The organism is Gemmatimonadaceae bacterium (genome assembly GCA_037721215.1).
In the GTDB taxonomy this organism is placed as follows: Bacteria; Gemmatimonadota; Gemmatimonadetes; order Gemmatimonadales; family Gemmatimonadaceae; genus UBA4720.
Map to the genome: position 1 here is coordinate 1 of JBBJNV010000010.1, position 21115 is coordinate 21115.

Genomic DNA, 21115 nt, shown 5'->3' on the forward strand with positions numbered 1-21115 from the left:
GGAGGTGGTGGCGGAGGTGGTGGCGGGGGTGGTGGCGGGGGTGATCCCGGCAGGACTGTGTTACTGAAGGATGACCACGCGGCCTGACCGTAGACGTTATAATAACGGACGCGGCCTTTCACGCTGTCGCCGGCGTTGAGGACGACCAAAGGGGTTTGTGTAGCACCGGGACCAGCGACCAGCTCCGTTTTCTCAGCCACGAACGAATTCGACCCGCGAGCTTGCACCCAGAACTCCGCCTCGGCTGCCCAGGCCGAGGTGGTGTTGCTCCATCGAAGCTTTGCCTGTCCGTTCGTCGAACCATCGAGCGTCAGGCCAGCTGGTATGTCCGTCAGCGGGTTCGCGAATGTTTCTCCTTCCGCCGTCAGACTCCCGTCCTCATTCACCAGATAGCGAGGGGAGTCGACCCACGGTTTGTAGCTCCAGTAGGCAGCTCCATTGATTCTCTTGTCGTTGAGAAGGCGGCCCATCGCCTGCTTCATGTGTTCCTGATAAGCCGGCACGGATTCGCTCCACCCGAGAAATCCCCACGCGCCAAGCACCATGTTCGCTCCGTGCGCGACGGACCATGCTGCATACGCGTCTATCCTCGACCACCAGCCATTCATATCTCCGGTAGGAAACGACAACCCGAAATCGTGGAACCGCCATTCATTGACGGGTGGCGCTACCCCGTAACGCTGTACGTACGCATTGTAAAACTGATCGGCGTAGCTGAGCGAGTGCATTCTCTCCCGACACGCCGCGTCTGCCGGATCCGGGCAACACTTCTCGTTCGGCTCTGCAAAGCCCGCAGGAGAGACCCGCGCCGTTGGATCCGCGCTGCGCACCGCTATCACGAAGTCGTGGTAGACATCCGCGTAGAGGGCGGGGGCGATGCAGTACTGGTCAGGCTCATCGCCGTTGATGTAGAGCCCGCCGGGGTTTGCACTCGCGAAGGACAGAACGTTTTGATGCACCTCGAATGCGGCGTACTGCCGCTCTTGTCGAGTGTCGACCTCGAATATTTGCGTCTGGATCGGACCCGGCGTGTAGCTCTGCGACCACGCGACGAAAAACTTGTTGAATGGGGCCAGCTTCGCCCCCCGGTTACTGATCGGCGCAACACGCGGAAGCTCGGGGCCTATGGGCTCGCGGTCCGCGCATCCGGACACCATCACGCATAAGAGTGCTGCGGGGATCATCGCTGATCGAATCCAGCTCGACCGCAATATCTTCGGGTGATGCATAGCTATCCTTCCATATAAGGCGGCAACCGTCACTGTAGTTGTTACGCGTGAGGCGAGTGCGCGCAACATAATACAGGAGTTGGATTGCGCCACGTATTTGTGCGTCTGGTCCGGCGAAACGGCATGGCGAGCCTTTAGCCGACAGTCTTATGGTGACGCTGCGCCGCCGCACACGCTGCACTACCCGCTCGAATGCAGTTGACATTTTGTGCGGGCTCCGACGTTGCCAAGATCGTCGACGCGGGCTTGCGGCGGTAACCTTTGTATTGTAAAGTACTTTGACAGCTGCGTATCCCCAGTCACCTCATGACGCATCCCTCCAGCGAATTCCTCGAGTTCCAGGCCGCCCTCGCCGGCGAATACTCTCTCCAGCGCGAGCTCGGCCGCGGGGGGATGGGAATCGTCTACCTCGCGCGCGACGTACAGCTGGATCGGGACGTCGCTATCAAGGTGCTCCCGATACCGCTGGCGCACACCACTGCATCACGCGAACGATTCCTGCGGGAGGCGCGCACAGCCGCCGGACTATCGCACCCTCACATCGTCCCCATCCATCGCGTCGGGGAAGCGGGCGGCTTTGTCTTCTTCGTCATGACCTACGTTGAGGGCGAGACTCTGGGGGAGCGACTCCGCACACGCGGTCCGCTCCCGCCGGCCGACGTCACGCGTATCCTGCGCGAGGTCGCCTGGGCGCTTGCGTATGCCCACGGACGCGGCATTGTCCATCGAGACATAAAGCCCGACAACATCCTGCTGGAGACCGGCACTGGACGCGCGCTGGTCACCGACTTCGGCATTGCCCATGGCGGTGGGGACCCCGGCGCCGTGACCGACGCGGGGACGATCATGGGGACCGCGCACTTCATGAGCCCGGAGCAGGCCGCGTGCGAATCCGTCGATGGGCGCAGCGACATCTATGCGCTCGGTGTGGTCGGCTATCTCGCCGTGAGCGGACGGCTGCCGTTTGAGGTATCGAACCTGCCCGCCCTGCTCGTGCGCCAGGCCACCGACACGCCGGCGAGTGTGCTGCGCGCAGCGCCAGGCCTGCCCCTCGCGCTGGGTGCAGCGATCGACCGGTGCCTCGCGCGCGAGCCCGACGGCCGCTTCGCCGACGGTGAGGCGCTCGCGGCGGCGCTGGCTCCACCGATGGACCCTCGTCCGGCGATCCCGGGGACGCTGCGATCCTGGCTCGGCGCACGGAACGCGCTCCTTGTCCCCTACATGGGATGGTCAGGAGGTTTCGGCGTACTCACATTGGGAAACCTCGTCGCCTGGGTAACGGGCAACCGGCCCGACGGGCCGGCGGACATCGTGCTCCTGGCCGCGGTCGCCTCGCTTCCCCTCCTCCCGATCGTCGGCTTCCACCTCAATCAGGCGCGCCGGCAGTTCCGCGCCGGACACACCCTCGCGGACCTCCACTCGGCGTTGAAGATCGCGCGGCGCGAGCGGGCCGAAACCGACGCGCTCGCGCGTGAGGAAGAGGAAGGTCTCTCCCACCGCGTCCTGCGGCTCGGCACGGTCGCCTCGGCGACCTGGCTCGCCGTCACCTTCGGGCTGGTCGTCCAGGGGACGATCCACGAGAACCAAGTCGGCATTGCGTGGGTCCTCGTGCCCATGTCCACCACGATGCTGCTGGGGGCGGTGAGCAACGCGCTCGACGTGCAGTTCATTCCCGCAGGGATCCGCGCGTGGTGGCAGACGGGGATCCGTGAGCGTCTCTGGAACAGTCGCGCGGGGGAGTGGCTCGCGCGGCGACTCGGCGCCCCCGAGCGATCGCGCGCGGTGGGTGGCGGCGTATTCCGCCCAACCGAAGCGGCCCTTGGCGTCGCCGCGGCCGATCTGTTCGCGGCCCTGCCGACCGCGTACCGTGAGCAGCTCGCCGAGGTGCCCGCGACAGTCGCCGTGCTCGAGGCCCGGGCCGCCGAGGCGCGAGCGGAGATGGACGTGCTGGCTGCGCTCGCCCCGTCCGGTTCGGGCGACGCCGAAGTGCTCGAAACGCGGCGCCATGCAGCCTCGGCGCACCTGGCGGCGAGCGTCGCGGCCCTGGAAAGGATGAGGCTCGATCTCCTGCGCCTGCATGCCGGCGCAGGAGACCTGGCGCCGATAACGACGCTGATCGACGCGGCGCGACTGCTCGGCGAGGACGTCAGGCGCCTTGCCGAGGCCGAACGGGAGGTGGACGCGGCAATCGTCTGGCGCGCACTCGGTCCAGGGCGAATCCCGACGCCAACGTGACCCGCTCGGGGGCAGTTCGGAGCGACCCGCGGCGAGACGGTTGTTTAGCACACGTTGCTCTGGGACGCATCGGCGCAGCTGATCGCCCCGGCGCGCCACTCCATGAAGGCGGATCCAGCACGCAGATGGGTTCTTCGTTGGGAACGCTTGCAGGCAGCGGCGCCGAGGCTGATTTCGTCGACCGGAGTTCCATCGTGCGAAGAATCTGGGGAGATGGAGACATGGTGCTCCTGATCTTTGCCGGCTCTGCCGCTGAGTTCGCTTTGAACCGTGCGGTCGACTGGCTGTTCTTCACGGGGAAGTTGCCGGGCGATCCGATTGGCCGGCTCTTCTCCACAGCCACATACGCTCAGCAGATTGTTTTCGCCGACCTATCGGGCGCCACGCGCACGCTGGATCGAATCCGGGCCGTTCACCAGGCAGTCGAGCACGAGAGAGGTCGACATATCCCTGACTGGGCTCACCGCGATGTGCTTTACATGCTCATCGATTACTCGGAGAGAGCACATGAAATGCTCGTGGGGCCTTTGAGTCCAGGCGAGCGGCGCGAGCTCTATGAAGTGTTTTACCGGGTGGGCATTGGCTTGCGCATCCCTGCCCTACCGCGGACGTATGCCAGCTGGAGAGTCGATCGTGAGCACCACCAGCGCCGCGACCTGCTGTTCAGCAGTGGCACTGAAGCTCTCTACGCTCAGTACCGCAATCAGCTTGGCCCCTGGCGGTATCAACTGCTGCTGCGGATCCAGGCGATGCTAACCCCTGAGTATGTGCGGGGCCTGCTACGGCTGAACTCTGAAGAGTCGCTGCGCCGGCTGGCTCGATTCTATCCCATGCTGGTGCGCGCCGGATTGCGCCCGATCATCCAGCGGCTACTCATGCCATCAAAATATCTCCCCGCCTTGCGGCGCCTCTATCACGGTGCGGCAAACCCCTCGACGGCGATCACGAACGAGAATACCGTGAGGGCGAAGACATCCGGGATCAGACGGAGTGTCTCGCCGAGTGAGGTTCGCGACACTGTAGTTGCGCTCTTGATCAGGACGTAGTCAATCGCCACATTCGCCGCTGGCACACTCAGCGTGTGCGCGGGAAGCAAGGTGTTTAGGGTGTGCAGGGTGTGCAGGGTGTGCAGGGTGTGCAGGGGTGCAGGGGTGCAGGGGTGCAGGGGTGCAGGGGTGCGGGTGTCGTTCCTCAAATTACGGGACAGGCTTAGGTGACAGTCGGAAACAGAGTCTCCATTCGTGTCGCCACTCTGGCGGTGATTGCCCTCGCATGCGCGCCAGGTCAAACGCGGCTCGCGAAGATCGAAGCCGCGCCAGCGACGGCTCTCTACGCGTGGGCGGCTTCGGCTGACACATCACGGCGCGGTGCCTTTCTCGCCGTGTTCGATTTGCGTGGGGGGTCTCCAACCGCCGGCAGGATAGTCGGGGCGGTATCGGCGGGTCTGGGCGGGCGTGGAACTCATCACTCCGAGCACCATCTCGGGGACGACGGACTCCTCTTTGCCGATGACTTCGGACTTGGTCGAACGTCGATATTCGATCTCACCAATGCGTTTGCGCCGAGGCTGGGAGCGTCGTTTACGAGTGCGGGACCGTTGGGCTGGCCGCATTCGTACGTGAGGCTTCCTTCGGGAAACCGGCTCGTCACGTATCAGTTCCAATCCTCGAAATTCAACCTGCCGCCGGGCGGTATTGCGGAGGTCAGGGCGGATGGAACCATTATTCGCTGGGCGAGTGCAAGGACAGAGGGAGTCGACGACAAGGAACTGACGCCCTACAGTCTCGAGGTCATTCCGTCGCTTGACCGCGTGGTAACGACGACCACCAGCATGATCGAGGATACGGGCGTCGGCGTTCAGATCTGGCGGCTTTCGGATTTCAAGCTGCTTCACACGCTTCGCATACCCGGCGGTCCTCCGCACGGGATGATGCATGACACGGACACTGCGCAGCGCCACCTCTTTCCCGGCGAGCCGCGGGTGCTGCGTGATGGGAAGACAGTGATGCTCGCGACGTTTACATGTGGACTTTACACGGTGACGGGGGTGGATACCGACGCGCCGCGGGTTCAGCCGGTGTACACGTTTCCGGGGAAGGATTGCGCGGTGCCAGTCGTGATTGGCGACTACTGGGTGCAGACTGTTCCAGAGCTTCACGCAGTTGTGGCGCTGGATGTATCGAATCCCTTTGCGCCGAGGGAGGTGTCGAGGGTTGGGCTGGGGACAGGCAGCAGGCCGCATTGGCTGGCGAGCGATGCGACGGGGCGCCGGCTTGTCGCCAACGACGGGTCACGGCGGGGGACCGAGCTGTATCTGCTGCGGTTTGATCCTGCAACAGGAACGCTTACGCGCGACGCGGCGTTTCCGGTGCTCGATATGGCGCGGGTGAGTGTGCCGGGGATTGGTGAGGTTCAGGGGGTGCCGCATGGGGCGGTGTTTTCGCGGTGAGTCGCAGGGAGGGCGGTGATGGAACGAAGTGATCAGTAATCCATCAACCGGAGGCGATTGTCATGACGACTGCCGCTAGAATCGCGATCGGCGTCGTCGCTGCGCTGCATGTCTATTTTCTTGTGCTGGAGATGTTTCTCTGGACTAAACCGGCCGGCCTCAGGGCGTTTGGGCAGACTCCTGAGCGAGCGGAAGCGTCGAAGGTGCTTGCGGCGAACCAGGGGCTTTACAACGGGTTTCTGGCTGGGGGCCTGGTGTGGAGTCTTGTCCTGGGAGACGAAGGCAGGGGCGTCGCGATATTTTTTCTCGCGTGTGTGATCGTCGCGGGCTTATTTGGGGCGGTGACGGCGAGTCGGAAGATACTGTTCGTGCAGGCGATTCCGGGAGTGATTGCGTTGGTGTTGGTGGTGATGTCGTAGGATGTCAGACGGGTCGCATTTGAATCTACCTCCTTCAGGCGCAATTGCTGCACATGCGCAAACACTGCCGCGCGCAGTTTCGAATCGAACGACGTATGATTCATGAAGATTCAATGTCGCAGCAAATCATGCACCCGGCGATATGCGAGTAACCGCGAAAGCCTCCTTCGCGAAAACCAACAATTTTGTACTTCGCTATTGCGACAAAATGCTCACGACTTCCATGACTCCTGCCGCGAAATCCCGCCCGCACGATCACTGCTACCTCGTCCCCGGCACCCGCCTCATTGCAGGCCACTACCCCGGCAGCTTCGACCCCGACGAAGGCCGAACCAAACTCAAATCCCTCCTAGACTTCGGCGTCGACCACTTCATCGACGTCACATCCCCCGACGACCGCTTGACGCCCTACGAGGAAATGCTCCGCGAGGAAGCAGGTGCACGCGGAATCGAATATCGCGCGTTCCCGATCCCCGATATGGGAATCACCGATCCCAACACCATGAACCAAATCCTCGACGATCTCGATGCCGCCGCCGAGTCAGGCCACACCACCTACATCCATTGCTGGGGAGGTGTCGGCCGCACCGGTACTGTCGTCGGCTGCTATCTCGTGAGGCACGGTCGCACCGGTGACGATGCCCTCGACGAAGTGAACCGACTCTTCAGAACGACGAAGCAGTCGAGTCGTTTCCCCGAGGGGTCGCCTCAGATGCATGCGCAGCGTGAGTTCGTCCGGGACTGGGCGCGTTATGATGATGCGTCCAGACAGACCGAGCAATAACGGCGGGCTGAAGCTTTCACCTCTCGCGACGCAATACGGGCGACTCCTCCACAGTTCGCAATCGCCGGCAATTACGCGCTGCCTGACTGTCAGAGGGCCCCCATATACTTCCAGCCAGAGATCGTATCAGCTGCGGTTCCTCCTCTCTCCCGGAGTGCAATGAGCGTACTCGTCGAAGCCCTTACTCTCGTCGTCCCGCGCTTCGCCCTGGATGTCAGTTTTCCCGGCGCAACCGATGGCTTTCTCGAAGCCGTGTCGGACCCGTCAATCGACAAGCGCTTCGTGTGTGCCGACGATCATCTGGTAAGTGTCAGCTTCATGAGCCCTGAAACCCTTGAACCGGTTGCACGGCAATTGGTGGAGCTCGGACTCGTCGAGATGGAAGACAATGGGTTTCGCGAGTTCGCGCTGGTGGATCAGCACTTCGGTCCGACGATGCCCTGCGAGTGGCTGGTGTGGAAGCGGCACGATGAAGGATACACGACGGCCTGGATCGCAACCGCCGAGCCGGGTGTGCTGGCGAAGCCGGATGGCTGGACGCCGGAACAATCACGACAGTTGTCGCGGAGCAACGTAAGAGACGAACCGGGCTGGGGGATCAGGCTCGCGGAGGAGAACGGAATTGAAACCTGGCTCGACTTCAGGACAGGAAAAATCAACGTTGGTCTGTCTCAACCCTCGGAGACTGCGGTGCGTCCGGTAGGTCCACAGAGTGAACTGGGTGCAGAGAGCTACGACGAACCGGCGCTGGACGAAGCAGGCCACGATTTGCTTCAAGTGGTGCATCAGGCGCTCGAAGAATACAGCTGGCGGTACGATACCGTGAACGACAATACCGCCGTCGTCTTCCGGGTCGCGGGCGCACACATACCACATGATTTTTTCATCTCGATCGACGAAGAGCTGAAGACTGTCGTCTGCTATCTCAACACCACGTATCGCGTCCCGGAGTCCATCCGTCCGGCAGTGTGCGAGCTGCTTACCCGGGCGAACTATGGGCTCCGTGTGGGGAACTTCGAGATGGACATGGCCGACGGGGAGCTGCGTTACAAGGCAAGTATCGGCGTCGAAGGCGGAACGCTCGTGCCGCGGATGGTGCACCTGCTTATCGCCTCGGCCAGCGGCGTTTTCGATATCTATTATCCGGCGGTGATGAAGGTGGTGTACGGGAATCAGACACCTGAGGAGGCGATACGCGAAGTTGAAGGCGCTTAGCTGTATCGCTCGATCACGTATTCAGACTGATATGAACCTCACACTCGCTCTCTGCGATTCTCGGAGTTCGATCTTGATGATATGGCCGGAACAGTCAGCGCGGATGCTGGGCCTGCTCTCGAAGCTAGCCCGCTGCTGCGTGCTCCAACGCCCGCTCTACCCACTTGTTGATACTTTCTCCCTCGCGGTCAGCAGCTACGGCGATCTCTCTGTGCAGGGATGGATTGAGTCGCACCACAAACTTCCCCGAATAGGGACGTCGTGGCTCGACACCTCGTTTTTTGCACACTTTGAGGTAGAACTTTACCGATTCCTCAAATTCCTTCTGGAGCTCTTTTACGGTAGCCCCCTCAAAGGAGATCACGTCTGCCAGATTTCCAACTCGACCGTGAAGAACCCCGCGCGCCTCATCCAACATTATACGAGCGACGTAATCACCGAATATCATCGTAGCCATTTGGTGCTCCTTCCTGGATAAGGTTCACGATCACGGAGTGATCCCCGCGTCTCTCAGCAAGTCCCGAATATCCCGGACAGTATGCTGTCCGACCACCGAAGCAGGGTGCGGTCTGTGTATCGCTGACCGTTTGCAGCACCCAGGGTCATTCCACCGCCGCACATTTCGCTGCACTTTTCGCGTGTGGACATTCTAACGTACGCGGGCTTCATCCTGATTGGCGTGATCATCGCGGCGGCGCTCGCGATCGGCTTCCTCGATGTTGTGCGAGGCACTCCCGTCACTTCCGTTGGTGCCCCTGGCGAAGACACATGCTGCCCCGCAATCGCCGACCCGGCATTCCGCGAGCATCTAGAGCTTCTGACCCACATCGATCTCGATCCGGGTCACGAGATCGAGCTCTTCATCAATGGCGACGAAACGTACCCGCGGCTTTGGGATGATCTGCGTTCCGCGAAGACGTCGATCACGATGCAGCTCTACTACTGCAACAAGGGTCGGATGGCCGACGAGCTTCTCGAGATCCTTCTCGATCGGGCCCGGGCGGGAGTGGACATCTATTTTCTCCACGATGCATTCGGCACCACACTTCCCGATGAATACTTCGAGAAGTTACGCGTCGCCGGTGTGACGGCCCGGCCATTTCGGCCCATTGGAATCCGATCGCTGCACAAGGCACAGCACCGCGCCCACATTCGAGTAATCGTTGTCGATGGAGTCATCGGATACACCGGTGGATTCGGGATCGACGACAAGTGGTATGGCGACGGTCGCTCCAAAGGCGCGTGGCGCGACACCAACGTCAGGTTCATCGGGCCGGCCGTCCGGCAGCTACAGGCAACCTTCATAGTCTGCTGGGCCGAGGCATCTGGGAATCTCCTCACCGGCCAGAAACTGCTTCCGGAATCGAGCCGGCCCGCTCACGACAGCGGCGACTCGGTTGCCGCCGGACTTCTTCACGCCTCACCGACAGTCGGCAGCACATCGGCCGAGCGCTTCTTCGTTCTCTCAGCGGCCGCAGCGCGTGAACGGTTCTACCTCTCGAATTCCTACTTCGTGCCCGACAGGGCGTTCCGGACGTTTCTGTGTGACGCGGCAAAGCGCGGCGTCGACGTCAGAATTCTCACGGTCAGCGAAGAGACCGACGTGAAGAGCACATGGTATGCGGGTCGCGCACGCTACGAGGAGCTGCTGCGCGGCGGCGTCCGCATCTTCGAGTACAAGCCGTCGATGATGCACGCGAAGACGCTGGTGGTCGACGGACTCTGGTCATCGGTGGGAAGCATGAACGCCGACAACCGCTCGATGTCGTTCAACGAGGAATCGAACCTGATGGTGCTTGACCCCGCCATAGGAACGAAGATGGAGGCGATGTTCGTGGAGGATCTTGGCTACTCCGAGGAGATACTGCTGCCGACGTTCGTCCAGCGAGGATGGAGGGCCAAGGTCGCGGAGTCGGCCTGCTATCTCGTTCGGAGGGTTTTGTAGAAGAACCTGCGGATTGTCACGTGATGATCGTAACTGGAGCAAGGCCGCGTCGTCGTATCCGTCCGCGTGCCGCCTTGACTTCCATCCGGGAAGGTGCATTATCCCGGTCTCTCAGCCCGCAGAAATCAACCGTGTATAGACAATGCTGCGGTGCCGTTTCAGGATTTACTCTGGCTGCCCTGCTTATCAGTGCCAGCCCGGCAACAGTGGCATCCGCCCCGCACGTTCCGCCCGAGAGAATCTCCGCCAACGACAATCGCACCTCCGCCGGTACGCTCAGGAACGGGGTGCTCGACGTTTCGCTCGAGATCCGCAACGGAACATGGTTTCCCGAGGCAGATGACGGGGCGAGTGTTTCAATTCAGGCATTTGCCGAGTACGGACGTCCGGCTTCTACTCCCGGGCCGCTCATTCGCGTTCCCGAAGGAACCGAGATCCGCGTCACCCTCAGGAATACTCTCACTGATTCGGCAGTGCGGATATATGGTCTGCATACGCGTCCATCATCTGACGATGCCGGCATGCTGGTGCCCGCCGGAGGTGTGAAAACAGTCCGGTTTATCGCCGGCGCGGCGGGCACCTACTATTACTGGGGCACCAGCGCCGAAAAAAAGCTCGACAGCCGGATCGACGTCGAGAGCCAGCTGTCGGGCGCATTGGTCATCGACCCGCGCTCCGCGAAACAGCACGCAGACAGAATCTTCGTGATGGGACTCTGGTTCGAGGAGGCATCGGTCGTCAATGGCGTGAAGAAGCCCGAACGCGAAGTCCTTGTGATCAACGGCAAATCGTGGCCGCACACGGAGCGGTTCACTTTCACGGTGGGCGACTCGGTTCGTTGGCGGTGGGTGAACCCCACTCCTTCGACCCACCCGATGCACCTCCACGGATTCTATTACTCGGTGAATAGCCGCGGAGGCACGGGGGCTGACACGGTATACACACCAAGTGAGCGACGGCTCGTCAACACCGAGCTGATGCAGATCGGCAGCACCATGAATATTGCCTGGGTTCCGGAGAAACCGGGTAACTGGGTGTTTCACTGTCACTTTGCCTTTCATGTTTCACCCGAGGCGTCGCTCAGACCTCATGTGGCGCCTGCGGTTGGAGTGCCCATTACACACGCGCACGTCAGGCCGCACTCCATGGCGGGTCTGGTGATCGGCATGACTGTCCTCCCACGCGCGGGCATTCGGCAGGCCCGTTCGACTGGCGAGCCACGACGGATGCGCCTCCTTCTGCAATCGTCACCGAAGAAGTTCGGCGACAATCCCGCCATCGGGTTCGTATTGCAGGACGGAAAGGCCGAGCCGAGGCGCGACTCGGTATCGATGCCGGGACCGACGCTGTTTCTCAAGCGGGATCAGCCGGTTCGCATCACGGTTGTCAATCATCTTGCGGAGCCGAGTGCCGTGCACTGGCACGGCATCGAGCTGGAGAGCTTTGCCGACGGCGTTCCCAACTGGAGCGGGATGCCCGGACGACTGATGGCTGCAATCGCGCCGGCTGATTCGTTCGTGGCGGAGTTTACTCCTCCTCGCTCAGGGACGTTCATCTATCATTCTCATTTGAATGAAGGGACACAAATAAATTCCGGAATGTATGGCGCACTCATAGTCACGGATGATCCCGACAGGTACGATCCGACGAAGGACAAGGTGATTCTGGTTGGGGGCGGCGGGCCAGCACCAGCCGGAAGTGTCGACGCTCCCGGGTTCGTCAACGGAAGCCGCGAGCCGGCGCCTCTCGAACTGGAAGCGGGGACGACCTACCGATTGCGACTGATCAACATCCATCCCGACTGGCGGGTCGAGTTCGCGCTCGGGACCGATACGACTACCGCGCAATGGCGTCCGGTGGCGAAGGACGGCGCCGATCTCCCCGCATCGCAGTCTACTATGCGCTCCGCGTACCTCATCACGGGCCCCGGTGAGACGGCGGACTTCGAGTTTACGCCCACTGTAGCGGGGAACATGCGGCTGCAGGTGAAGACGAGAGCGCCGGGGTGGACTGTACCGGTCGATGTGATTGTGCGGAATGCGAGGCGGGCGGTGATTTCGGGAAGGTGAGCGCGCCAGGGGGGCGCCGCGAATCACCCCTCGTATCCATCGGCCCATTCGTGTGACAACGGTGCGTGGCAGACCGTTCTGACCGATGCTTTCCCGAGCGAAGCGTCCGTGATCTCTGACTTGGCGCAGGAGGCCTCGAAGGTTGCTTTGCGGCAGAACAGGGTGCAAAGCATGTTCGCCGCCCGGCATCGACTCATTGTTTGCATCGCCGCGCTTGCGTTTCGCCGGGAGGCAAATAAATACAAGCCATGAAGCCACCGCCGACTCCACTGCGACAAGGCATAATCCTCATTAACAAACGTCCGGCTTGTACTCGTGCCTAGTCTGAAGTTTTCAAGGTTTCTCCCTTGCGGGTATTTGATCTGGCTGGCCCGCTCAGTCGCTGCTGCGGCATTGCTGGTGGCGTCAGTTTTGCCGGCCGCTGCACAGGGCGTTGCCAGCTCCGGCATCCGCGGCAGCGTCCGTGCCGAGTCCGGTGGGGATGCTGATAATGCGCGCGTTCGCGTGACTCACTCGGCGACCGGCTTTACCGTGGAGGTCGACGCTCGACGCGGTCGGTTCCTCATTCAGGGCCTCGAGCCAGGTGGTCCCTACACAGTCTCAGTACGGTTACTCGGATTTGTTGCGCAGCAACGCGAGCGAGTTGTGCTCGAGCTCGGCGAACTGCGCAACATGGACTTCGTGCTTCAGCCAGTCATCGTCGAGCTGAAGGCAATGGAGATCGCCGGCAGCGACAATAGCTCGCTCAGCGCTGTCCACGCTCATGGTGGAACCGCCGCCACGATCAGCGAAGCACTGCTTCGCCAGCTACCGACACTGAACCGCGACCTCTATGACTTTGTCCGGCTGGTGCCGCAGATCTCTACCAAAATCGGGCTTTCCAACGCAGGGTTCTCCGGCGGGGGGGTCGGGTTTCGGTTCAACAACTTCCTTATCAACGGCGTTTCGGAGCGGACGCTGAGCGGAAATGTCTCGAACGCGTTCGGTGGTGCGAAGTCAATTCCACTGGACGCGGTACAGGAGTACCAGGTGCTTCTCGCACCGTATGACGTCCGGTACGGAGACTTCGCCGGCGCGCTGATCAATGCCGTTACGAAGGCAGGGACAAACACAATGGGCGGTTCGGGATTCGTCTACGGCAGAAACGACCGTCTCACGCGGCGCACCGCCCCCGATGGAGCGACTGCCTACGACCGGGCACAGTACGGCTTTTCGCTCGGCGGTCCGCTCGTGCATAATCGACTGCACTTCTTTATTGCGCCCGAGTGGCAGCATTTTACCTATCCCGCTCAAGGACCTTACATCGGGCAGCCGCAGAGCGCCGCACGCGCTGTCCCGGTGGCCGAAAAGGATATCACGCGGCTTAATGAGATCATGCGGAGTTACGGTCTGATAGCGGGCTCGAGCGGACCCGTAGAAAACGGCAATCCGCTGCGGAACGTTTTCTCGCGTCTCGATCTGGCACTCCCCGCATCGAACAGTCGAATCGTGTTGTGGAATCACCTGAGCAATAGCGACGACGTCGCGTTTTCACGTGCCGCGCTGGACACGTTCTCGCTTTCTTCCAACCAGGTCACGCGGGTCTCGAAGTCGAGGCTGAGCTCGGTTCAGCTACATACGGCACTCCCGCGCGCAGGCGGTGGCCACAACGAGCTGGTAGTGTCCAATCGCTCCCAGAGTCTGGTTCCTCATGCCGACGTTCATCAGCCGCTGGTGCGAGTGGCGGTGCCGAGTGTGTCAGGTGGACGCGTAACGGTCAACACCGGAACGCATGAAACTGCGCAGGAAACCTGGATCCGGTCTTCCTCGATCACGCTGAAGGATAATCTGACGCTGCCGGTGGGTGCGTCGCACATTCTTACCATCGGTGCAGAAGTCGAACGATTCAGAATTCGCAGAGGAGGCATAGCAGGCTCATACGGGACGTGGACTTTCGCCAGTCTGGATGACTTTGCACTCGGGGTCCCCGACCGGTATGAGGCAAACCTGGATATCGGAAGCGCCGGTGTTCCACTCGGCGGATCCCAATATGCCGCGTACCTCGGCGACCAGTGGGAGCCAAGCCCCCGGCTCTCCATTACAGCGGGGCTAAGAGCAGACCTGCTGGCCGTCGATGGGGACGTTCCCTATCACCCAGGCGTCGATTCGATCTTCAATCGACGCACTGACCAAATGCCACCGCGGCGTATAGAGTTTGCGCCCCGGGTCGGATTTATCCGGGATCTCCCGGGGAGCCGTCCCCACCGCGTTCGGGGGGGGGTAGGCATCTTCGCCGCTCGCTACCCCCTCGCCTGGGTGCATACCGCGCTGTCGAGCTCGGGGACTGGCGGTGGCCTCCTGACCTGCGGCCGATCCCCCGTCGATCTCGGACCCGCGCCACAATTCAGACCCGACCACCGCGCACCACCGCTCGCGTGCGCCAATGGCGTCGCAATTACCAACACCAGGCGAGGTGACGTCGACCTGCTCGACAACAATCTTCGGATGATGCGCACCGCGCGCGGCTCGCTCGCATACGACCGCAGCCTGCCCGGCGGGCTTCGCTTCACTGGTGAGGGTCTCGCTACGAGGGCGCTTTCAGACTTCGTGTTCGTAAATCTCAACCTGCAGGATCCCAAAGCAGCGGACGGACGCGGTCGAGTGATGTACGGCTCGATCGCCCCAGCCGGCAATGCGAGTCCGGATCGCAGGTCCGGCTTCTCGGAGGTAATCGATCTGCGAAACACGTCGCGCAACCGCTCGTACCAGCTTGCTGCAAAACTGGAAAAGGAGGCCAGTGACCGTGCCACTGGAGCGATCTCCTATACACACTCACGGGTGCGGGATGCGCAGACACCGCTGCGCGTAAACACGCGAGGCACGGCCACGTGGGCGAGCGCGAGGGCATTGTCAGGACGGCATGACGATTTCACACCCGGTGTTTCGTCAAATGACATACCCCATCGTGTAGTGCTGACAGGTGCGTACACCGTGGCGCGTCTGCGATGGAGAACAGACCTTTCATTCTACTACGTGGGTGAATCCGGCAGGCCGTTTACTTACCTGGCTTGGGGCACTCTGAGACGCGGTGATCTCAACGCCGACGGCACCAATACGAACGATCCCATATACGTTCCCCGCAACGCCTTCGATCCGGGGGAGATAATGTTCGACCCGAAGGGCAACACCATTGCCCTGCAGCAAGGCACATTTGAGGCGCTGATCGACGGGACCCCCTGCCTTCGGCGTCAGCGCGGGCGGATACTGGAACGAAACAGCTGCCGGGAGCCATGGTCGAACACGACTATCGCGTCGATCAGGCAGATGATTCCCGTTGGAAAGCGGCGCCTGGAAGCTCAACTCGACGTTTTCAACGTGCTGAATCTGCTGAACAGCCGGTGGGGTCTGCGCCACGAAGCGGCGCCTGCGCTGCTCGAGCACGTGAGTCAGACCGTGGGGCCGGTGCAGACATCACAGTCGGTTTTTCGCTTCGATTCGAGCGCGCCGCGCTGGATAACACTGCCGGTCGAGTCAACCGTCCAGCTCCAGGTCGCGCTGCGTTATCGATTCTGAATGCCGACCCGTCGACGGAACTGCTGAAACCGCGAATCCGATTGGAGCTGATCGAACAATGGCGACTCGAATTGCGTAATGAGCGATGCTTCGTAGATCGATCGGTCGAGCCATTCGAACGCCTGATCATTGTCGCCCAGTCCTGCATGAACCAGCGCAAGGTGGTAAGCGCCATAGTTGGTCCGCTTCCAACGATCCATGAATTCTGCGAGGACAATTTTTGCCTCAGTCCGTCGCCCCGCTCGCGCAAGTGCATGCCCGTACAAGGCGCGGCCGCTGAGCTCGGTTGTATGACGCAAGGCTTCCGCGCCCGCGGCCCAGTTTCCACTCGCCCCGTGGCATAATGCGACGTAGCCGGCAGTGCGCCCCAGGGGGGGCCGAAGGGCTTCGAGTTTCTTGAGGCGCGCAAGACCTTCCGCAGCCTTTCCATTTGCACAAAGACCCCTCGCCACTTCAGCGTGCGCGCTTGGCGACAGAGGATCGTTTTCCAGTGCACGATTCGCCTCCGCCATTGCCTCCACTGGCCGCTCAGTCCAGTAGTAAAGAAATGTGCGCCATTCACGGATGCGTGAATGCCCCGGATCGAGGGCAACCGCACGGTTGAACTCCGCCTCGGCTCGCGGGAAATCATACGCCATCATCCTCACCAAACCGAGCGCCGCGTGCGCCTCGGCCAGGGAATCATCGAGTGAAACCGCTTTCAGTGCTGCTTGGCGGGCAAACTCATAATTGCTGCGAGCCGGCATTCCATTCAGGCCAGTTGGACGCAGACGGAGATGCATCCGCGCTATACCGGCATAGCCAGGTGCGAACGTGGAATCGAGCGCAATCGCCTGCCTGAAATACTGGAGACTCTTCAGCGCGCCCGAGTCACTCCGCAGAAGCAAGGGATCGCTGCCGCGCAGATGAAGCTCATACGCGGCGATGTTCTTCGTCGGCCCTCTCCGAACTGCATCCACGGCAGGTCCGACGAGCCGGAGATTCAGCTCACGGGCGACTTCCGCGGCTATTTCGCTTTGAATCAGAAAGATATCCCTGAGGTCGCGATCATACGTCTCTGACCACTTGGTGGACCCGTCGCGAGCATCCACGAGGCGCACCTGAACCCTGAGCCGCTGGCCAATTTTCTGTACGCCGCCTTCGAGGATGTTGGAGACGTGCAGGCTGTCCGCGATTTGACGCACGTCCAGGTTGCTGTTCTTGAATACAAATGCAGACGTACGGGCTACGACGCGCAGGCGCTCGATCTTCGCAAGAACGCCAATGAGCTCCTCGCTGAGGCCATCAACCAAGGCCGCGTCGCGAGGATCACGGCTGAGGTTGGAGAGTGGGAGAACCGCAAGGGATGAAGGAGCAACTGGCGCCATCAGATCGTCCGCGGAGCCTCGACGGAGCAACGAAACCGCGACAAACAACGCCGCCAAGGCAACCACAACGCCGCCGTAAAGCATCAGGGTACGTCGTCGTCGCGCGCCGAGGGCGGGAGTAGCCGGGACGAATGGCTGCGAAAGCTGCTCATCATCAGTGAGTGGCGGGGCCGTCGGCTCGACGGCGTCAGGCAACGACACGGGAAGAATAGCCGAGCGATTGGCCGCCTTTGCTTCCGGGGGTTGTGAGACCTCGCGAACGACCAGCGATTCCGTTTTGGCCCGCGCGCGAACTTCAGCCACCAGCCCCGCGACTGCGGGACCAACGCTCGTGCCTAGCTCCTGCGCCACCAGCGCCTCGTAGCGCTCGGCGTATCTGAGCGCGGCGACATGATCACCGGCATTCATCAGGGCACGAATCAAACCGATCGCATGCTTGCTGCTGAGTGGATCGGCATCGACAAGCTTCTGGCGCCAGCGGGCCGTCGCGCCAAAGTCGCCTGCTTCCTCCGCGCTTTTCGCGAGCCGCTCCAGGGCTTCCGAGTAACTGCGCTCGATGCGCCTGCGCTCGGCATCCATCCACGTCTCGAACTCCGGCGCATCGCTGAGATAAAAGCCGTCGAGGAATGGGCCGCGATACGAGTCGACGGCTGTTTCGACTTCGCCGTTCTCGAGGGCAACGGTGAAATCGTCGATATCGCTGCCAACGAATGAGCTGTTCAAACGGACGGGATTTGCCCCCGTGAAGACACCACCGTCCAACGACGTGCGGATTGCGTACAGCAGCTGATCGAGCGAATGCCGCGCGCGAGCTTGAGTGACTTCGGGCCAGAACAGGCCGAGAAGCTGATCACGGCTGCGACCGCGTTCCCCCGCCGCTGCAAGCACGGCAAGGAGCGCCAGCCTCCGACGCTGGTGTCCGTGATCACCCAAAACAGTTTCGTCGTCCGACCCGGTGAGCCGGAGTGTTCCGAACGTCTGGAGGCGGAAACCCGGCAAACCGGTAGACGCCCCGCCGGAGCTGGAAATCACCATCTGGGCGCGGCGCTGAGTCTAAACGGCAGTAAAAACGCAACTCTGAGGGAACTCTGATCTAACTCTGAATTGGGCATGAGGGCGTCTCGTCAGGTTTCGGCCTACAAACTATACCAAGGGGAAAGGATGCGCTCAGGAATCGAGCCAGTATCGCAAAGAGCACGATCGAGGCTGCCGGACCTGAAGCCATGGTTCGCAGAAGTCGATAATCGGACCAGACTTCGGAAACGCGCAGAGCGGCAATTTCTGGGAGTGGTGGGAGCAGTAACGGCGCTGGCATGCGGGCAGGTCACGGAGCCGGTCCCGTCGGCCACTTCGCTGTCCCTGTCAACCGCGTCGCTTACCCTTCCTGCCGGTACCGTCGAACGAGTAACGGTTTCAGTGGTGGCGCCGACCGCAGGGTTGCGTTTGAATTTTCATGGCCTTCCGACGGGCGTAATCGGAAGCCTGTCCCCCGCGTTTCTGGGGTCGGGCAAAACGGCCAGCACACTCACGCTCGATGCCAGTCCGGCCGCGACGCCAGGTGAGGTGACGCTGACTATCGAGGCATGGAGGGACATCCCCGGCGGTGCGCTCCTCGCGACCGCGAAACTAAGGGTCCAGATCACTGCTCCGACGAAATCTGAATGCCCTGGCTACGCGATCCCAACCGATTGTCCCCCCTTTCCTACAGGGGGCAACAACGTGATTTCGGGCTTCGTGATGGAGCGCACGAAAACCGGGACGCGCCCAGCCGCTGGCGTATCCATCTGGGCATGGGTTCGATACGCGAACGGCAACGGGTACCGCGCGGGAAGACTTCAGTCGGATACCGCCGGCCGGTATTTGTTCCCGCTCCTGCCAAACGCGCTCGTTGTTCTCCAGACCTATGGCGGGGGCTACGATCAGCCCTGTGCCTCGATAGTGGAACTCTCCACGTCGAGCTTGACAGTGGATCTCGAAGTCGTGGCACAAGGAGAGCCGATATTCGAAACCGCGCCCGCGCAACCCGCCCTTACAGGGGTGGTCTATGAAACGACGGCAGAGGGACGGCGCCCGTTGTCCGGGGCGCGCGTCTACTTCGAGTTCCTGAATGATGAAATCGCGGCCACAACTACGACTGACGCACTGGGCCGCTACAGTCTTTGCCGGCTTCCTACGTCGCCAGCATGGGTTACGCCGTTCAAGACTGGCTACATCACTACTGGAAGATCGGTGTCAGTCTCCGGACTGATCGAGATGGACATGGAGATGAAACGCCAATGACGCACTGCATCGCAGGCGAGAAAATGCGCGCTGAAAACACTCTATTCCCGAGGGATTAAATGCTGAATCATATGACACTCGCCGCAAGGCTTCCGCTCAATAGCGTACGGAACGCAGCCTCGTCTGTCTGGCGGCGGCGGCGCCCGCCATGCGGCGCTGCAACACTGCTATGCGCAATCGCCGTCCTGTGGATCACAGCATGCGGTGATCCGACCGAGCCACAGCCGGGTCGTCTCAGGGTTGCCACGAGGACTGTGGGCGGCGATCTGGACGAAGATGGATACTCGCTGTTAGTCGGCGCTGAGCGAAGGCTGGCCGTTCGTGCGAACGGAACTGTCCTGCTCGACAGCATAACTGCGGGCTCGCATGCGCTGAAGCTGGAGGGAGTTGCCGACAATTGTACCGTCAGCAGCCCGCCCCCGCATTCGATAACCGTTCTGGGCGCGGCAATCGCGGACTTCGTGTTCGTCGTAACATGCGAGGCGACCGGGATACAAGTCACGACGCGGACCACGGGGGCCGATAGGCCGGAGTTTGGATACCTCGTGAAAAGCGGCGAGCGGACCGGCACTGTCGCCACGACGGGCTCCACCGTCGTCAGCCGTCTCACGCCAGGTAGCCATACCGTTGCGCTGACTCCGGCCGAAAACTGCAGCGTCGCAGGCGCTGGTGTCGCTACAGTCAATGTCTCCAACCGGGTGGTTACCCCAGTGTTGTTCGAAGTTGCGTGCGTCCGGACCGAGAAGCGAATTGCCTTCGTACGCGACACGGCTATCGTCGGCAAGGGCTTGGTGCGCGCTATTCATACAGCCAGCGCGACCGGGTCGACCGTTGTGTATATCGCAGCGGGAACCGGTCCCGCATGGTCACCCGATGGAACGACGCTCGCGTTTTCCAACGCCCAGTGCGACTCCTATTACGGAACCTGTACCGGTGGCATTGTTCTCATGGATGCAGATACGCGAACCATACGCCCTTCGGGTAACAGCGGTACAGGCTTCGACCCGTCCTGGAGCCCTGATGGCAAACTCATCGCGATCAGTCGGATATCTCGGCTTTATGGTGAACCCGCTGCGCTCGTCCTGATCGACCCAACCGGTTCGGCGATCGTTGAACTCAATACTCCGTTCGTCGACGCGCGAAACCCGTCGTGGTCCCCGGATGGCAGGCGCATCGTGTTCGAGTGCGGGTTTGTTCTTCTGGGAGGGACCAGGGAAGACGAGATCTGTATAATCAACAGGGATGGAACCGAATTTCTTCGGCTCACCAGAGATGCTTCCTTTGATGAAAGCCCTGCGTGGAGCCCGGATGGGACCCTGATTTCATTCTCCACGGGCCGATTCAACAGCGGTGGAACGGACATCGCCCTCATGACCCCGGCGGGCACGGATATAAGGCGGCTTACCCGGGGCTTCGACGCAGCCTGGTCGCCCGATGGTTCGAGGCTGGTATTCTCTTTGCCTGACGGCCTTTTCACTATTGGCCGCGACGGCTCAGACCCGACCAGACTGACCAGGGGATCGCATCGTGCCGCCGCATGGCGACCGTAGATCAACACTCAGCACTGCGCA

14 protein-coding genes are annotated in these 21115 nt (G+C 61.5%); 11 read left to right on the forward strand and 3 right to left on the reverse strand.

Features of this window, described 5'->3' with window-relative positions; all coding sequences use genetic code 11:
- Nucleotides 1-1229, reverse strand: a 1229-nt coding sequence (locus tag WKF55_06645) for a hypothetical protein (protein ID MEJ7759254.1), incomplete at its 3' end; no start/stop codon positions are given.
- A gap of 306 nt (nt 1230-1535) precedes the next feature.
- On the opposite strand from WKF55_06645, the gene WKF55_06650 reads away from it, so the two are divergent.
- The 6 genes from WKF55_06650 (at nt 1536) to WKF55_06675 (ending at nt 8331) form a co-directional block, all read left to right on the forward strand.
- Nucleotides 1536-3464, forward strand: coding sequence for a serine/threonine-protein kinase (locus WKF55_06650; GenBank protein MEJ7759255.1), 1929 nt, complete (start codon nt 1536-1538; stop codon nt 3462-3464).
- Nucleotides 3465-3589: 125 nt separating this feature from the next.
- Entirely contained in the window at nt 3590-4510 is a 921-nt protein-coding gene (locus WKF55_06655; protein MEJ7759256.1) for an oxygenase MpaB family protein, read from the forward strand.
- 167 nt (nt 4511-4677) lie between these two features.
- A complete protein-coding gene (locus WKF55_06660) occupies nt 4678-5913 on the forward strand; it encodes a hypothetical protein (protein MEJ7759257.1) in 1236 nt (411 codons plus the stop codon).
- Nucleotides 5914-5975: 62 nt separating this feature from the next.
- A complete protein-coding gene (locus WKF55_06665) occupies nt 5976-6332 on the forward strand; it encodes a DUF1304 domain-containing protein (protein ID MEJ7759258.1) in 357 nt (118 codons plus the stop codon).
- A 208-nt stretch (nt 6333-6540) separates the two neighbouring features.
- The gene (locus WKF55_06670) at nt 6541-7116 is read left to right on the forward strand and encodes a hypothetical protein (protein MEJ7759259.1); all 576 of its coding nucleotides are present in this window, start codon (nt 6541-6543) and stop codon (nt 7114-7116) included.
- Nucleotides 7117-7275: 159 nt separating this feature from the next.
- Nucleotides 7276-8331 carry a YbjN domain-containing protein gene (locus tag WKF55_06675; protein MEJ7759260.1) on the forward strand — a complete coding sequence of 352 codons (1056 nt, stop codon included), beginning with the start codon at nt 7276-7278 and terminating at the stop codon, nt 8329-8331.
- Between the two features lie 124 nt (nt 8332-8455).
- On the opposite strand, the gene WKF55_06680 is transcribed toward WKF55_06675, so the two are convergent.
- Entirely contained in the window at nt 8456-8788 is a 333-nt protein-coding gene (locus WKF55_06680; protein ID MEJ7759261.1) for a type II toxin-antitoxin system HicB family antitoxin, read from the reverse strand.
- A 183-nt stretch (nt 8789-8971) separates the two neighbouring features.
- Here WKF55_06680 and WKF55_06685 point away from each other — a divergent pair, with 183 nt between their 5' ends.
- The 3 genes from WKF55_06685 to WKF55_06695 all read left to right on the forward strand — a co-directional run bounded on the left by WKF55_06685 (nt 8972) and on the right by WKF55_06695 (nt 15897).
- Nucleotides 8972-10276 (forward strand): phospholipase D-like domain-containing protein, encoded by a 1305-nt coding sequence (locus tag WKF55_06685; GenBank protein ID MEJ7759262.1) that lies wholly within the window; start codon nt 8972-8974, stop codon nt 10274-10276.
- A gap of 206 nt (nt 10277-10482) precedes the next feature.
- Nucleotides 10483-12345 (forward strand): multicopper oxidase domain-containing protein, encoded by a 1863-nt coding sequence (locus tag WKF55_06690; GenBank protein ID MEJ7759263.1) that lies wholly within the window; start codon nt 10483-10485, stop codon nt 12343-12345.
- A 399-nt stretch (nt 12346-12744) separates the two neighbouring features.
- Nucleotides 12745-15897: a carboxypeptidase regulatory-like domain-containing protein gene (locus WKF55_06695; GenBank protein MEJ7759264.1), complete on the forward strand. Its 3153-nt coding sequence runs from the start codon at nt 12745-12747 to the stop codon at nt 15895-15897.
- Here WKF55_06695 and WKF55_06700 read toward each other — a convergent pair.
- Nucleotides 15885-18296, reverse strand: a complete 2412-nt coding sequence (locus WKF55_06700; GenBank protein MEJ7759265.1) for a BTAD domain-containing putative transcriptional regulator — start codon at nt 18294-18296, stop codon at nt 15885-15887. The genes WKF55_06695 and WKF55_06700 overlap by 13 nt on opposite strands.
- 129 nt (nt 18297-18425) lie before the next feature.
- Here WKF55_06700 and WKF55_06705 point away from each other — a divergent pair, with 129 nt between their 5' ends.
- Both WKF55_06705 and WKF55_06710 read left to right on the forward strand, forming a co-directional pair.
- A complete protein-coding gene (locus WKF55_06705; GenBank protein ID MEJ7759266.1) occupies nt 18426-19544 on the forward strand; it encodes a carboxypeptidase-like regulatory domain-containing protein in 1119 nt (372 codons plus the stop codon).
- Between the two features lie 59 nt (nt 19545-19603).
- Nucleotides 19604-21094, forward strand: coding sequence for a hypothetical protein (locus tag WKF55_06710; GenBank protein MEJ7759267.1), 1491 nt, complete (start codon nt 19604-19606; stop codon nt 21092-21094).
- Nucleotides 21095-21115 lie beyond the last annotated feature (21 nt).

What these genes read in the sequence shown, in the direction of transcription:
- WKF55_06650 (MEJ7759255.1), top strand. Translation starts at nt 1,536, where the DNA reads ATGACGCATCCCTCCAGCGAATTCCTCGAGTTCCAGGCCGCCCTCGCC.
- WKF55_06670 (MEJ7759259.1), top strand. Translation starts at nt 6,541, where the DNA reads ATGCTCACGACTTCCATGACTCCTGCCGCGAAATCCCGCCCGCACGAT.
- WKF55_06710 (MEJ7759267.1), top strand. Translation starts at nt 19,604, where the DNA reads ATGCTGAATCATATGACACTCGCCGCAAGGCTTCCGCTCAATAGCGTA.
- WKF55_06705 (MEJ7759266.1), top strand. Translation starts at nt 18,426, where the DNA reads ATGCGCTCAGGAATCGAGCCAGTATCGCAAAGAGCACGATCGAGGCTG.
- WKF55_06665 (MEJ7759258.1), top strand. Translation starts at nt 5,976, where the DNA reads ATGACGACTGCCGCTAGAATCGCGATCGGCGTCGTCGCTGCGCTGCAT.
- WKF55_06675 (MEJ7759260.1), top strand. Translation starts at nt 7,276, where the DNA reads ATGAGCGTACTCGTCGAAGCCCTTACTCTCGTCGTCCCGCGCTTCGCC.
- WKF55_06680 (MEJ7759261.1), bottom strand. Translation starts at nt 8,788, where the DNA reads ATGGCTACGATGATATTCGGTGATTACGTCGCTCGTATAATGTTGGAT.
- WKF55_06655 (MEJ7759256.1), top strand. Translation starts at nt 3,590, where the DNA reads ATGGGTTCTTCGTTGGGAACGCTTGCAGGCAGCGGCGCCGAGGCTGAT.